The following is a 14,297-nucleotide window of genomic DNA, read 5'->3' on the forward strand; positions in this document are numbered from 1 at the left end:
GGAGAGACCGTGACCGAAGAACGCCGGAAATTTAAGCGGGAGACTGCAGAGGCCCGAAAGGCCGCCCTGATCGCGGCTACGCTTGAGCTGGTTGCCGAAAATGGCGTGCGCGGGGCGACGGTCCGGGCCATCGCCGAGCGTGCCGATGTGACGCAAGGTCTGATCCGGCACTACTTCTCCTCCAAGGAAGAGTTGATCAGCGCTGCCTACGAACATCACATGACCTATATGACGGATCTGACCGAGGCCCCGGCCACGCAGGTCACCGGCTGTGCGGTGAGCAGGTTGTCGGCCTTTGTTGTGGCCTCGCTTACGCCGCCGGTTGTCGATCCGCGTTCGATTGGTCTTTGGGCCAGCTTCCTCAACAAGGTGCAGCAGGATCCGGTCATGCGCCAGATTCACGCGCAGACCTATGCCGATTTCCGGGACCGGCTTGAGGCGCTGATCGATGCTGCGCTGCGTGAGACCGGACGCTCCGTCGCGCCGCCTGGTCTGCGCCATCTCGCCATTGCCTGTAACGCGGTGATCGACGGTCTGTGGCTCGAAGGTGGCGCCTTGCCGGATGCTTTTGAGCCGGGAGAGCTGCCCGAAATCGGGGTGCGCTCCGTCGGCGCCATTACCGGATTAGAATTGAAAATGACACCTCAGGAAAAGGCTGATCGGCCATGAAAACAACAGATGTGACCACGCGTTTGGCAGGGCTGGGCGGTGCAAAATGGGAAATACACCTGAAAGCACGCGCCATGGCCGAAGCAGGCGCCGATCTGGTCGAGATGACCATCGGTGAGCCGGACGTGCCAGTGCCGCAGGCGCTGCTTGATACTGCGGCCCGCGCCATGCAATCTGGCCGTACTGGATACTCCGATGGGCGCGGCGAAATGAATCTACGCCGGGCGCTGGCCGCGCAATACAGCAGCAAGATCGGCCGGGCGTTCGAGCCGGACAACTTCCTTTGTTTCCCGGGCACCCAGACCGCGCTGTTCGCAGTGATGACCGGGGTCGCGCAGCACGGCGATGAGGTGCTCGTCGGGGATCCGATGTATGCCACTTACGAAGGTGTCATTCGCGCAACCGGCGCCAATATGGTGCCCGTGCCCCTGCGCCCCGAACACGGGTTTCGCATGCAGGCCGAAGATATCGCCGCCCGTATCACACCGCGGACCCGCGCGGTGCTGCTGACCTCACCGCACAATCCCACAGGGTCGATTTTGACGCCAGAGGATATCGCGGCCATCGGCAAACTTGCCGTGGAGCATGATTTCTGGATCATCTCGGACGAGGTTTACGCCGAACTGGTGTTCGATGGTGCTGAGTTTACATCGCCGCTGGCGCAGGCCGATATCGCGGACCGGGTGATCGCCGTATCCTCGGTTTCCAAATCCCACGCCGCGCCGGGATTCCGCAGCGGCTGGTGTGTCGCCTCCAAGGAGTTCTGCGATGCCTTGCTGCCGTTTTCCGAAACCATGCTGTTCGGCAACCAGCCTTTCATCGCGGACATGACCGAACAGGCTGTGCGCGAGGGATCTTCTGTGGCGGCAGGCATGGTGAGCCGGTTCTCTGCCCGCGCCGAACGTCTGGCGGATCGGCTGCATGCGGAAACAGGACTGACCGTGCACCGTCCCGAAGCCGGCATGTTCGCGATGATCGATGTCTCTGCCACCGGCATGGATGGTGATGCCTATGCGATGGACCTGCTGGAAAACGGTGGGGTTGCCGTGATGCCGGGTTCTTCTTTCGGGGAAAGCCTGAAGACCTGGGTGCGGGTGGCACTGACTATCGAAGATGCAGGTTTCGACAAAGCGCTTGACCGGATCGTGGCCCATGCCGCCCAAAAGGCGCAGGAGGTCGCATGACCAGCGTCGGAGAACAGCTTGTCGCAGATCTGAAGGCGCGCGGCGTGACCTGTGTGTTCGGTATTCCCGGAGTGCACACGGTGGAACTTTACCGGGGGCTTGCCGCGTCGGGGCTCCGTCATGTGACGCCGCGCCACGAACAGGGCGCCGGGTTCATGGCAGACGGTTACGCCCGCGTGTCGGGACAGCCAGGCGTAGCCTTTGTTATCACCGGGCCGGGATTGACCAATACGCTGACGCCCATGGCGCAGGCGCGGGCGGATTCCGTGCCGATGCTGGTAGTCTCTGGGGTCAATGCGGCCCCGTCGCTGGGGAAGGGTATGGGGCATCTGCACGAATTGCCCGACCAGCACGCGCTGGCGGCGACGGTGGCACTGGTGTCCGAACATGTCGACAGTCCAGAAGCGCTGACCCCAGCGCTGAACCGGGTGTTCGATCACGTACAGAGCCCGCGACCCGGTCCTGTGCATGTGCAGATCCCGCTGGATATCGCCGGTACTGCTGCACCCGAAGGCGCGGCGGCTCCCCAGTCAAACGCGAACTATCCAGAGGCGGATGCCGATCAGATTGCCGAGGCCGCGCGACGGCTGAACGCCGCGCGGCGCCCGGTGATCCTTGCAGGCGGCGGGGCCAAATCGGAAGCGGCGCAATTGCGGCGCCTGGCTGAACGGCTGGATGCTCCGGTGGTACAGACGGTCAACGCCCGTGGGGTGCTTTTCGATCATGCCCTGAGCGTTCCGGCGAGCCCCAGCCTGCAGGCAACACGGGCACTGATCGAAGAGGCCGACGTGGTTCTGGCCATCGGTACCGAGATGGGACCGACGGATTATGACATGTACGCAACCGGCACCATGCCTGCGATGGCTGGGCTGATCCGGGTCGATCTTTGTGACCAGCAATTGCAGCGTCACCCTGCTGAGCTCAGCATTCAAAGCGGGGCAGGGGGCTTTCTGACTGCGCTTCTGGCAGCGATGCCGGACGGGCAGGCGGGTAATGACGGCGCCGCGCGGGCGGCCCGCACCCGCGATGCCGCGCTGGAAGAGCTGGGACCGGAGTATCGCGATCAGGTCGCCGTGCTGGATGCCATGCGCGATGCACTGCCTGGCGCGATCATGGTGGGGGATTCGACGCAGCCGATCTATGCCGGGAACCTTTACTACGATCACGACCGCCCCGGCGGCTGGTTCAACGCGGCAACGGGATATGGCGCGCTCGGCTATGGCATTCCCGCAGCCATCGGGGCCGCGATTGCGGCGCCTGACGCGCGGGTGATCTGTATCGTCGGAGATGGCGGTGCGCAGTTTTCGCTGCCCGAAGTCATGGTCGCGGTCGAGGAAGGTCTGCCGGTCACATTCGTGGTCTGGAACAACCACGGCTACCGCGAAATCGCGACCTCGATGCAGGACGTTGGCGTGACAGTGGTTGGCTGTGATCCCACGCCGCCCGATTTTGCCGCAACCGCCCGATCCTTTGGCATTCCGCATCAGGCGGTGGCTCAAACCCCGGCCGAGGTCGCCGCTGCTTTGCGCGCGGCGCCGAAAACCGGCCCTTCCATGATTGAAATCGCGGCACCTGTTTTTGTGCCGACACAGGACTAGAATATGACCAACCCTTCGTTTGAGTTTACCCGCGCTATCACCCGCCGTCCGGCGGCCAGCATCGTCAACGGGCTGCGCGCCGAGGATATCGGCACCCCGGATCTGGAGACCATGCTGAAGGCCCATGCGTCTTATGTGGCGGCCCTCAAAAGCACCGGCGCCGAAGTGATCGAGTTGGAGCCGCTGGAGGCCTATCCCGATGCGGTCTTTGTCGAGGACACCGCGCTGTGCCTGCCGCAGGGCGCCGTGTTGATGCGCCCCGGCGCGCCGTCCCGCATGGGGGAGGTGGCCGAAATGGCTCCGGCCCTGCGGGGGTGTTACGAAGATCTGCGCGAAATCAAGGGACCCGGCCATATCGAAGGCGGGGACATTCTGGTGACCGGTCGCGAGATCCTGGTGGGCCGCTCGGATCGCACGGATGCGCCGGGCGTTGCCGAGTTGGCAGAGATCGCGACGGAATGGGGCCACTCCCTGCGCGAGGTTTTCACGCCCGAGGGGGTTTTGCACTTCAAGACCGATTGTTCCCTGATGGATGCGGAAACGATCTTGTCCACCCGTCGGCTGGATGCCTCGGGCTGTTTCGAAGGTTACCGAGTTCTGCACGTGGCCGATGGCGAAGAGGCAGCGGCCAACGCGATCCGGTTCAACAATCTGGTGCTGATGGCGGGGGGGTTCCCACGCACTGCCGAAATGCTGGACCGCGAAGGGTTCGAGGTCGTGGAGATCGACAACCGCGACTGCGCGAAACTGGACGGCGGCATGTCCTGCCTGTCGCTGCGGTTCTGATCCCGTCAGCGGCCAGTGCGGGGCAGTTTGGGGCCACTCCAGTAGGCGCCGCTGTCCTGACGCAGGTCCTCATAGGCCGCGATCCGGCGGCGGGCGGTGTCGCCGCCTGCCGTGATCAGGTGTGTCAGCAGGCATTCCAGCACCGCCATGGCACCACCATAGGCGCCAAAGGCATGCAGCGAATTCGACGCGACGGCCAGCACATGATCGGCATGGATGCCGGGGGCGATCACCTCGCTGTCTGAAATCAGCACGACCTTGGCGCCTCTCTTTGCCGCCATGCGCAGGGCCTGAATGGTCCCCGAGGAATAGGGGGCAAAGGTGATGGCGATCAGGCAGTCCTCCGCCGAGAGGTCGATCAGATCGTCCATCGCCGAGCCCATATGGCGCGGCACCAGATCCAGATCCGGCAGTGCCATCCGCCCCACGTAGTGAAAGTAATGCGCCAGTGCATATGAGGCGCGGGTGGCGGTGACGTAACATCGCCGTGCCGAGGTCAGCGTCTCAACAATGGCAGCGGTGCGTTCGGGGGTCATCAGCCGCAAAGAACGCGCCACGATGTTGATCTCGTTGCGGGCCGCGCGCGCCTGAAGGGCAGCCGAGGGCGCATCCGACGCCTGCATCTGCGCCAGCCAATCCTCTCCCAGCCCCGCCTCCTGCCCGGTGACAAGAGCGGCGCGGAAGGGGGTGCGCAGGGCTTCGAAACTGTCAAACCCCAGATGCTCAGCAAGACGCACCAGCGTATTGGCGCTGATCCCGGCCTTGGTGGCGGTAAGGCGCACCGGGTCGAGCGCGAAATCACCCGGGTTATCGATGATATATTTCGCCGCCGCCGCCAGTTTGGGCGGCATGTGGGAAATGCTCTCTTTCAGCGTGGCCAGCAGGCGGGCGGTCTGTTTCGGATCAAGTTGGGGGTTCATGGGATAAACAGAACATATGTGCTGAACCATGCAACAGGAAATCACACGGTCTGCGCAGGCCCACGGATCAATTGCGACCGATGATATGCTGGCGCAGGGCGTGACCCAGACTCGAGAGTGCGAACAGGATCGCGGCGAGGCAGACAATGGTCGGCCCGGTCGGCGTGTCAAAGGTAAAAGCCAGTTGCAGCCCCCCGAGGGCGGACAAGGCGCCGATCGTTGCCGCAATCAGCGCCATTCGTTCCGGGGTCGAGGCAAAGGGACGTGCGGCGGCGGCCGGGATCAGCAAGAGCGCGGCGATCAGCAAGACGCCGACCACCTTGATCGCCACCGCGACGACAAGCGCGAGGGCAATGGTCAGCACCATCTGCTCTCGTTTCGGGTCGATCCCGGCGGCATAGGCCAGATCCGGGTTCAGGGTCGCCGTCAGAAGCGCCGACCACCGCGCCCAGAGCAACAGCAGAACCAGCGCCGCGCCGCCCCAGATAATCGCCAGATCAACGCGGCTGACGGCCAGAATATCGCCAAACAGATAGGCCATCAGATCAATCCGGACCCCATGCAGGAAGGAGACCGCGACTAGGCCAAAGGCCAGCGAAGAATGCGCCAGAACGCCCAGCAGCGTGTCCATGGCATAGCCCCGGTTGCTGAGGCTCGAAACCGCTGTCGCCATCATTAGCGAGGTAACGAGCACGCCCGCAAAGACCGAGGTATCAAAAGCCAGCGCCAAAGCTACGCCCAGGATGGAAGCATGCGCCGTGGCATCGCCGAAATAGGCCATCCGGCGCCAGACCACGAAACAGCCCAGCGGCGCCGCCGCCAGCGCGACACCGATCCCGGCAAGTGCGGCGCGGATCAGGAAACTGTCGAGAAAGCTCATGATACCTTGTCCATATCTGCAACGCCCCTGTTTGCGTCGGAGGGGCCGTGATCGTGGTCGCAGCCAGGGCCATGATCGTGGGAATGGTCGTGCGAGTGGTTGTGTTCGTGCCGGTAAAGCGCCAGCGCTCCTTGGGTTCCGGTGCCAAACAGCGCCCGGTATTCCGGGGCAGAGGCCACGTGTTCCGGCTCCCCCTCGCAGCAAATATGGCCGTTGAGGCAGATCACCCGGTCAGAGGCGGCCATGACCACGTGCAATTCATGGCTGACCATCAACACCGCGCAGCCGAGTTCAGCCCGTACGGTTGCGATCTGTTGGTAAAAGGCGGCGGAGCCGGGTTGATCAAGGCCTTGGGTGGCTTCATCCAGAATCAGAAGTTGCGGGTTTGTCAGCAGCGCCCGGGCCAAAAGGACGCGCTGGAACTGCCCGCCCGACAGGCCCGACATCTGCCGCGTGGCCAGCCGGTCGGCACCGGCCTGTGTCAATGCGGCTTCGGCCTGAGCGTCACTGACGCGGGTTGGCAGGCTCAGAAACCGGCGCACGGTTAACGGCAGGGTGGGATCGATATGCAGTTTTTGCGGTACATAGCCGATGCGCAGGCCGGGCGCGCGGGTGATGCTGCCCCGGCTGGGCTTCAGGGCGCCGATGATGCTGCGCAAGAGCGTGGATTTTCCCGATCCGTTCGGCCCGACGATGGTGAGGATCTCACCCGCTTCGATATTCAGGTTCACATCGGACAGCACCGTGTTGCCGCCATACTGAACGGACAGGCCTTTCAGGGATACAAGGCTCATGCAGCCTGTGCCTTCTGGCATTTTGGGCAAATCCCTTCGGCTTCGACGACGGTGCGTTCGATCAGGAACCCGGCTTCCTCTGCTGCGGCACCGAGCTGTCCCTTGGTAGGATCGGTATGCACTTCGGCCACGGCATCGCAGATTCGGCAGATCATGAAGATCGGCGCGTGCCTGTCGCCCGGATGGGTGCAGGCCACAAAGGAATTCAGCCGTTCGATCTTGTGGGCAAAGCCATTCTTGACCAGGAAATCCAGCGCCCGATAGGCGACCGGGGGCTGCGAGCCGAGTCCCTCTTCGCGCAGCCGGTCCAGAATGTCATAGGCGCCGAGCGCCCGGTGCTCTTGCAGCAGGATTTCCAGCACCCGCCGCCGTACGGGGGTGAATTGCAGGCCCTTTGCCTTGCACCGGGCATCCACTGCGGCAATGCAGTCGTGGATACAGCTGCTGTGATCGTGGGTTTCGAAGCCGATCGAATCCATCAGGGGTCTCCGCACAGGGCAATTGAAGGGGCAGTAACAGGCACCGATTTGGGTCTTGATATGTTATGTTATGACGTTTATCAAGCCGCGTAATGTTATACAATTACATCGACTCGGGACGAGAGGACTGTCGGAATGAAAGGCTTATCTTACGCAGCGGCGCTGCCTGCTGTTTTTGGGGCAGGGATGGCGCTGGCCGAGGTGCCGCGGGTGGCGGTTGATATCGCGCCGGTGCATGGGCTGGTCGCCCGTGTGATGCAGGGAGTGGGAGAGCCGGATCTGGTGGTGCCGCCCGGTGCGTCACCCCATGGCTACGCAATGCGCCCCTCCGAAGCGCTGGCGCTGGACCGCGCTGATGCGGTGTTCTGGATTGGCGAAGCACTGACACCCTGGCTGGAAGGCCCGCTTGAGACCCTGGCTGGGCGGGCGCGGGTGACCGAACTGCTGGAGGTCGATGGCACGCTGGAGCTGGAGTTCCGGTCGGGCACGACCTTTGATCACGATGATCACGATCATGAAGCCGAGCATGATCACGACGGTCACGCTGGCGAAGATCACGATGGACATGAGGATCACGCCGTAGAAGGCGAGCATGGTGACGATCATGATCACATGGCGCATGATGAACACGGCGACGCGCATCACGAGGATCACGCTGGCCACGCGCATGAAGGCATCGACCCCCATGCCTGGCTGGCGCCGGAAAACGCAGAGCTGTGGCTATCGGTCATTGCGGCAGAGCTGGCCGCGCTGGACCCCGAAAACGCAGAGATCTACATGGCCAACGCCAAGGCCGGTCAGGCGGAAATCAAGGAAACCGTGGGGCGCCTTGATGCGGTTCTGGAGCCACTGCGCGCCAGCTCCTTCATCGTTTTCCACGACGCTTACCAGTATTTCGAGCACAGTTTTGGGTTGACCTCATCCGGGGCGATTTCGCTAGGCGATGCTTCGGACCCAAGCCCCGCGCGCATCGCCGAGATCCGCGATGCGGTTGCGTCCCATGGCGTCGCCTGTGTCTTTTCCGAGCCGCAGTTCAATCCGGGACTGGTCGATACGGTGCTGGATGGGACCGGGGCAAAAACGGTAGTGATTGACCCCATGGGCAGCCACATCCCGCCTGGGCCGGATTTCTACACGGAACTGTTGTCCGAACTGGGCAGCGCCATGGCGAGCTGCCACTAGGTATTCCGGAAAGGGGCAGGGCGGGGGACCCTGGTCTGCCCCTTTCAGAACCGGTTCTTGACCAGATGCGTCAGGGTCGCGCCGGTCTCGTAATAGGCTTGTTTGAGCCCGGCAAAGGGCAGGCTGTGGCTGGCCACCGGGTCTACCGGAAGGCAGGATGTCTCGCCAGTCAGCAGTGCCTCGGCCATGCGGGTGCCAAACAGTGTGCCGGGGCAGATGCCGCGCCCGGAATAGCCGAAACAGGCATAGCCGCCGTCCAGATGCTGGATCTTCGGCAGGTGTTCCGTGGTCATTGCGATCCGCCCGAACCAGGTCTGTCGCAAGGGCGTGTCGGCCAGCGCCGGGAATAGATCGGCCAGTTTGCGCCGCAGCCAGCCGAGGTGAATGCCGCTGCCGGGATGGTTCAGCGCCCCCATGCCGCCGATGATCAGGCGACCTTCCTGATCCAGCCGCCAGGAGGACATGACCAGCGCCGAATCCCAGCATCCTTCCAGCTCGGGCAGGATGGCCTTGCGAACTCTGTCCGGCAGCGGATCGGTTGCGGCCTGGAAATAATGCACCGGGATCATGGCCGGGGTTTTCAGCCCTTCGATAGGCAGGGCGTAGCCGTTGGTGGCGACGATCATATGCTTGGCGCGAATGCGGCCATTGGGGGTGGTGATGTCCCAGATATCCTGCTGCCGTGTGGCCGATAGGGCAGGGGTCTCTGCGTGGACCTTTGCACCTGCGCCCGCAGCGGCCCGGGCCAGACCGCGGGCATAGGCCAGCGGCTGGATCGTGCCAGCGCGTGGATCAAACAGCGCGCCGAACACCTGTTCGGACCCGACCCTTGCCTGCGCTTCGCTTGCGTCCAGCAGTTTCACCGGAGCGCCGATCCGCGACAGCTGGTCGAAGCGCCGTTGCAGATCTTTCATGCCGCTGGGGGCATGGGCGCAGTGCAGCGTGCCCTTGCGGACCGGTTCGCAGGCGATCTGATGGGTTTCGATCAGGTCATAGACCATATCCGGTGCCCCGGCGAGCAGGTCGGACAGGCGGCGCCCGGCCGCCTCGCCGATTTCGGCGTTGATATCCTCGGGGGGCAGCCAGAGGCCGGCATTGGCCAGACCGACATTGCGCCCCGACCCACCGCTGCCGAAACTGCCCGCCTCGATCAGGCGGACATCGGCGCCTAGTCCCGCAGCCTTCAGCGCGGCGGCACACCCTGTGTAGCCGCCGCCGATCACCACCAGATCCGCAGTGACCTCTTCGGTCAGCTGCGGCGCCAGGATCTGCTCCCGGCAGGTGTCATGCCAAAGACTGGACGCCAGATCAGATGTCAAATTTGATCCCCTGTGCAAGCGGCAGATCGCGTGAATAGTTCACGGTATTCGTCTGCCTGCGCATATACCCTTTCCAGGCGTCAGATCCGCTTTCGCGGCCGCCGCCGGTTTCCTTTTCTCCGCCAAAGGCCCCGCCGATTTCGGCACCGGAGGGTCCGATGTTCACATTGGCGATACCGCAATCCGAACCCGCTGCCGAGAGGAAATATTCGGTCTCGCGCACATCGGTGGAGAAGATGCAGGAGCTGAGCCCCTGAGGCACGTCGTTCTGCAGGGCGATGGCCTCATCCAGATCGTCGTATCTCACCACATAAAGGATCGGCGCGAAGGTTTCGGTATGCATGATCGCCGATTGTTCCGGCATTTCCACGATGGCCGGATGGGCATAGGCTGCATCGCCATGGCTGTCCTTTTGCGCCTGCCCGCCGCCGTGCACCTTTCCACCTTCGGCCTTGGCCTGCGCCAACGCAGCGTCCATGGCGTCCAGCGCGGGACGGTCGATCAGCGGGCCGACCAGGGTGCCGTCGGCCAGAGGGTCGCCAATCGGCAGACCCTCATAGGCCTTGATCAGGCGCGGGATCAGCTGGTCATAGATGTCCTTGTGCACGATCAGGCGGCGCAGGGTCGTGCAGCGCTGCCCGGCGGTGCCAACGGCGGAGAACACGATGGCGCGCAGGGCCATTTCCAGATCCGCCGAAGGGGCCACGATCATCGCGTTGTTGCCGCCCAGCTCCAGAATCGTGCGCCCCAGACGTTTGGACATATCGGCGGCCACCGCCTTGCCCATCGGCACTGAACCGGTGGCCGAGATGATCGCAACATCCTTGGAGGCTGTCAGCGCTTCGCCCAGATCGCGTTCGCCAACCAGAGTCTGAATCAGGCCTTTTGGAGCTTCGTCGCCGAAAGTTTCCAAAACCCGCTCGCAGATCTTCTGAACCGCCAGCGCCGTCAGGGGGGTCTTCTCGGAAGGTTTCCAGATCACCGGATCGCCGCAGACAAGGGCCAGCGCCGCGTTCCAGCACCAGGGCGCGACCGGGAAATTGAAGGCGGTGATGATGCCGCAGGTGCCCATCGGGTGCCAGGTTTCGCGCATGGCGTGGCCAGGGCGCTCGGATGCAATGGTCAGGCCATAAAGCTGGCGCGACAGGCCAACCGCGAAATCGCAGATGTCGATCATCTCCTGCACTTCGCCAAGGCCTTCCTGATAGATCTTGCCGCATTCCAGCGTCACCAGTCGGCCAAGGTTTTCTTTCTCGCGGCGCAGCTCTTCGCCAAGCAGGCGGACCAGTTCACCGCGGCGCGGGGCAGGCACTTGCCGCCAGGCCGTGAATGCCTGTTTCGCGTCTTCGATCTGGGTTTTTGCCTCGCTCACACTGTGCATCTTCAACTTGGCGATTTCGCTGCCATCGACCGGCGTGGTCACGCTGAGCGTTCCACCCCAGAGTTCGTCTTTGGTCAGGCCAGCGGCGGTCAGGATATCTGCGTAGTCCATGGAAGGAGTCCTTGTCAGAGAATGCTGATCATGAGGGAAAGAACTATCTTTGATGATCAGGTGTTGGCGTTTTCCCTTGTTTGTCATTGAAAGGAGTGGTTTGCACATGAAACTAATTCCTGCCGGTATGAGGTAAAGTCATATGATCGCGCCGCGTCGCTTTTTACCCTCCATTCCATCCCTGCTTGCCCTCGAAGCGGTGGACCGTCTGGGCAGCGCCTCGGCGGCGGCTGAGGATCTGTCGCTGACCCAAAGCGCGGTCAGCCGCCAACTGAAACAGCTGGAAGAGCAGATGGGGGTTGATCTGATTGCGCGTGATCAGATGCGGATGCAGCTGACACCGGCGGGGGCAGGGTTCGCACAGGAGGCACGCGGTATCCTGACCCGGCTTGCGCAGGCCTCGGTGAAACTCAGGGCCAACCCGGATGGGGGCAGTCTGAACCTGTCGATCCTGCCCTCCTTCGGGCTGCACTGGCTGGCGCCGCGGCTGAAGGATTTCGTGGCAGGGCATCCGGGGATTACCGTCAACCTTCAGACTCATAACCTGCCGTTCAGTTTTGAGGGCAGCACCACACAGGCTGCGATTCACTATGGCACACGTGATTGGCCGGGCGTCGAATATTTGCCCCTGATGCCCAAACACGTGCTGCCGGTTTGCGCGCCCGGACTGATGCATGCCCCGGCCGCAACGCCGGAGGAGCTGCTCAATTTCCCGCTGCTGCATCTGGAGACCCACCCGGACAGCTGGGAGCAATGGTTTGCCCTGCATGATGTTCCGGCGGAAAAACTGCGCGGCATGTTGTTCGATCAATCCTCGGCGATGACACAGGCGGCGGTACATGGGCTTGGCGTTGCCCTGCTGCCGACCTTCATTGCCGAGGCGGAAATTGCCCAGGGTCGGCTGCAACTGGCAGTGCCGGGCGCGCCGGTTATGCTGGGGTCGTATTTTCTGGTCTGGCCACAGGATCGGGCGACTGACTATCCCTTGCTGAAATTCCGTGACTGGCTGATCGGGCAGATCGGCCCGCAGGAGGTGTCGTGATGCGGCTGCCCAGCCTGACCCATATGCGTTGCTTCGAAAGCGCGGCCCGGCATCAGAATTTCACCGCCGCCGGCGAGGAACTGGGGCTGACCCAAAGCGCCGTCAGCAAGAAGGTGAAAGAGCTGGAAACGGTCCTGGGGTTCGAGTTGTTCCAGCGTGTCGGGCGCGGTGTGGTGTTGACCCCGGCCGGGCAGGGGCTTGCCACCGATCTGGCGCAGGATCTGGGATCGCTGAAGGCCAGCCTGCAAAAAGCGGTTGCCGCCGGGGCCGGGCGTTCGGCGCTGCGGATCGCCGTCCTGCCGACATTCGCCAATCGCTGGCTGATCCCAAGGTTGCCGGATTTCTTTGCCCGCCACCCCGAGATCGAGCTGAATTTCACCACCCGGCTGGAGCCGTTTGATTTCAGCCGCACCTCTTTTGATCTGGCCATTCATTACGGGCTCGACAATTGGCCCGGTACCTTGATGACCGAATTGTTCGGCGAGCAGATGATCCCGGTCTGCGCGCCGGATTTCTTTGCCGGGCAGGATCTTGCGGGCAATCCGAATTGGCCTGGGGTGCCGCTGCTGCATCTGGAAAGCCGCGAAGAAGCTTGGCGGGACTGGTTCGCACGAGCTGGGATCATCGGTGCGCCGCGTCAGGACGGGCGCTATTTCGACCAGCATTCGATGGTTATCGCTGCAGCGGTGGCCGGGCTGGGCGCAGCGATCGTGCCATATGATATGGTGGATCAGGAAATCGCCTCGGGTGAGTTGATGCGCATTCCCGGTCCGCATCTGACCTCCCGCAAACGCTATTATTTCGTGCGTCCATACGGGGCGGCGCCAAAACCGGTGCAACGGTTCGAGGCCTGGCTTAGAAAACAGCTGCGCAGGGAAGAGCCTTAGCCGCCATATCCACCCGGCGGCTCAGACCGTCCGGGATTGGTGGCGCGACAGAAAAGAATTAGATGTGCAGAGGCTGTGCTCTGACCTGCCTGCTGGGAAACCAATGTCCAAGATCCTGACAATCACGCTGAACCCTGCCGTTGATCTGGCCACCTCGATCGCCCACGTGGTGGCAGGCCCCAAGCTTTATTGTGATACTCCGCGCACCGATCCGGGCGGCGGCGGTGTCAATGTGGCCCGGGCCATTCACAGGCTGGGCGGCGATGTTCTGGCGCTGGTTGCCGTAGGCGGCGCCATGGGGGAGCGGCTGTTGCAGCTTCTGGCAGCGGAGGGCGTCCCGGTGGATCCCGTGCAGGCCGGTGGTGAAACGCGGCAGAGTTTTGCGGTGACGGATACATCGACCGGGGAACAGTTCCGCTTCAGTGTTCCGGGTGAGGAGATGAGTGAGGCTGACGGCGCGCGTCTGCTCGATGCGATTGCCTCTGCTGCGCCAAGGGATGGTTATGTGGTCCTTAGCGGTGGCGTCACGCCCGGTCTGGGTGACGATTTCCCGCAAAAGGTTCTGGCGGCCCTGACCCCGAGCCGGAGCAAGCTGGTAGTCGATACCTCAAAGACTGCGCTGGAACATCTGCTCACCTCACCTTCCGATCCGGTGCATCTGTTGCGGCTGGATCAGCGTGAGGCGGAGCAGTCAGCAGGGCACAGGATGGAGAGGCTGAATGACAGCTACACCTTTGCCGAGGCGCTGATTGCGCGCGGCGTGGCGGAGCTCGTGGTTGGCGGCCGCGGCGGTGAAGGCTCCATTCTGGTGACGGGGCAGCAGCGGTTTTTCTGTCGCGCACCCGAGGTTCCGATGGTCAGTAAAATCGGGGCCGGGGATGCCTTTACCGGGGCGCTGACGCTGGCCCTGTCGCAGGGCCAGCCTCTGGGGCAGGCGCTGCGCTGGGGCGTTGCCGCCGCCAGCGCAACGGTCCAGACCGAAGGCACCGCATTGTTCAAGGCCGAGGATGTAACGGCACTGCTGGACCGCTGCGCGCTTCGCGAAGATACATCCCTTTGATGTGC

The 14,297-nt window shown here is 63.1% G+C and carries 14 protein-coding genes; 8 read left to right on the top strand and 6 right to left on the bottom strand.

All coding sequences use genetic code 11. The features are described 5' to 3' along the window. The first annotated feature begins 9 nt into the window (after window positions 1-9). From SM764_RS20145 to SM764_RS20160, 4 genes are read left to right on the top strand one after another with little or no spacing between them, the layout of a single operon-like run. The gene (locus SM764_RS20145; protein WP_274830746.1) at window positions 10-669 is read left to right on the top strand and encodes a TetR/AcrR family transcriptional regulator; all 660 of its coding nucleotides are present in this window, start codon (window positions 10-12) and stop codon (window positions 667-669) included. After that, on the top strand, window positions 666-1,853 hold the full coding sequence (locus SM764_RS20150) for a pyridoxal phosphate-dependent aminotransferase (protein ID WP_274866631.1): 1,188 nt from the start codon (window positions 666-668) through the stop codon (window positions 1,851-1,853). The genes SM764_RS20145 and SM764_RS20150 overlap by 4 nt, the downstream gene beginning before the upstream one ends. Beyond that, window positions 1,850-3,451 carry a 5-guanidino-2-oxopentanoate decarboxylase gene (locus SM764_RS20155; protein ID WP_369002595.1) on the top strand — a complete coding sequence of 534 codons (1,602 nt, stop codon included), beginning with the start codon at window positions 1,850-1,852 and terminating at the stop codon, window positions 3,449-3,451. Before SM764_RS20150 ends, SM764_RS20155 begins: the two co-directional genes overlap by 4 nt. A 3-nt stretch (window positions 3,452-3,454) precedes the next feature. Beyond that, window positions 3,455-4,237, top strand: coding sequence for a dimethylarginine dimethylaminohydrolase family protein (locus SM764_RS20160; RefSeq protein ID WP_369002596.1), 783 nt, complete (start codon window positions 3,455-3,457; stop codon window positions 4,235-4,237). 5 nt (window positions 4,238-4,242) lie between these two features. Here the strand turns inward: SM764_RS20160 and SM764_RS20165 are convergent, their stop codons facing one another. The 4 genes from SM764_RS20165 to SM764_RS20180 form a co-directional block, all read right to left on the bottom strand. Then, window positions 4,243-5,157, bottom strand: coding sequence for a MurR/RpiR family transcriptional regulator (locus SM764_RS20165; protein WP_369002597.1), 915 nt, complete (start codon window positions 5,155-5,157; stop codon window positions 4,243-4,245). A 67-nt stretch (window positions 5,158-5,224) separates the two neighbouring features. Further along, complete coding sequence (locus SM764_RS20170) at window positions 5,225-6,037, bottom strand: metal ABC transporter permease (RefSeq protein ID WP_274830751.1); 813 nt, start codon at window positions 6,035-6,037, stop codon at window positions 5,225-5,227. Then, window positions 6,034-6,831 carry an ATP-binding cassette domain-containing protein gene (locus SM764_RS20175; protein WP_274839934.1) on the bottom strand — a complete coding sequence of 266 codons (798 nt, stop codon included), beginning with the start codon at window positions 6,829-6,831 and terminating at the stop codon, window positions 6,034-6,036. Before SM764_RS20175 ends, SM764_RS20170 begins: the two co-directional genes overlap by 4 nt. Next, window positions 6,828-7,310: a Fur family transcriptional regulator gene (locus tag SM764_RS20180; protein WP_274830753.1), complete on the bottom strand. Its 483-nt coding sequence runs from the start codon at window positions 7,308-7,310 to the stop codon at window positions 6,828-6,830. The genes SM764_RS20175 and SM764_RS20180 overlap by 4 nt, the downstream gene beginning before the upstream one ends. Before the next feature lie 135 nt (window positions 7,311-7,445). Between SM764_RS20180 and SM764_RS20185 the strand changes: the two genes are divergently transcribed. Next, window positions 7,446-8,492, top strand: a complete 1,047-nt coding sequence (locus tag SM764_RS20185) for a zinc ABC transporter substrate-binding protein (RefSeq protein ID WP_369002598.1) — start codon at window positions 7,446-7,448, stop codon at window positions 8,490-8,492. Between the two features lie 44 nt (window positions 8,493-8,536). On the opposite strand, the gene SM764_RS20190 is transcribed toward SM764_RS20185, so the two are convergent. Both SM764_RS20190 and amaB read right to left on the bottom strand, forming a co-directional pair. Further along, window positions 8,537-9,811 carry an NAD(P)/FAD-dependent oxidoreductase gene (locus SM764_RS20190; RefSeq protein ID WP_369002599.1) on the bottom strand — a complete coding sequence of 425 codons (1,275 nt, stop codon included), beginning with the start codon at window positions 9,809-9,811 and terminating at the stop codon, window positions 8,537-8,539. Continuing rightward, a complete protein-coding gene (gene amaB / locus SM764_RS20195) occupies window positions 9,801-11,303 on the bottom strand; it encodes an L-piperidine-6-carboxylate dehydrogenase (RefSeq protein WP_369002600.1) in 1,503 nt (500 codons plus the stop codon). Before amaB ends, SM764_RS20190 begins: the two co-directional genes overlap by 11 nt. A 142-nt stretch (window positions 11,304-11,445) precedes the next feature. On the opposite strand from amaB, the gene SM764_RS20200 reads away from it, so the two are divergent. The 3 genes from SM764_RS20200 to SM764_RS20210 all read left to right on the top strand — a co-directional run bounded on the left by SM764_RS20200 (window position 11,446) and on the right by SM764_RS20210 (window position 14,292). Continuing rightward, complete coding sequence (locus SM764_RS20200) at window positions 11,446-12,345, top strand: LysR substrate-binding domain-containing protein (protein WP_369002601.1); 900 nt, start codon at window positions 11,446-11,448, stop codon at window positions 12,343-12,345. Further along, complete coding sequence (locus SM764_RS20205) at window positions 12,345-13,232, top strand: LysR substrate-binding domain-containing protein (protein WP_274830758.1); 888 nt, start codon at window positions 12,345-12,347, stop codon at window positions 13,230-13,232. The genes SM764_RS20200 and SM764_RS20205 overlap by 1 nt, the downstream gene beginning before the upstream one ends. Before the next feature lie 103 nt (window positions 13,233-13,335). Further along, on the top strand, window positions 13,336-14,292 hold the full coding sequence (locus tag SM764_RS20210; protein WP_369002602.1) for a 1-phosphofructokinase family hexose kinase: 957 nt from the start codon (window positions 13,336-13,338) through the stop codon (window positions 14,290-14,292). Window positions 14,293-14,297 lie beyond the last annotated feature (5 nt).

The organism is Pseudophaeobacter sp. 1A16562, from assembly GCF_041008785.1.
Taxonomy (GTDB): Bacteria; Pseudomonadota; Alphaproteobacteria; order Rhodobacterales; family Rhodobacteraceae; genus Phycobacter; species Phycobacter gallaeciensis_A.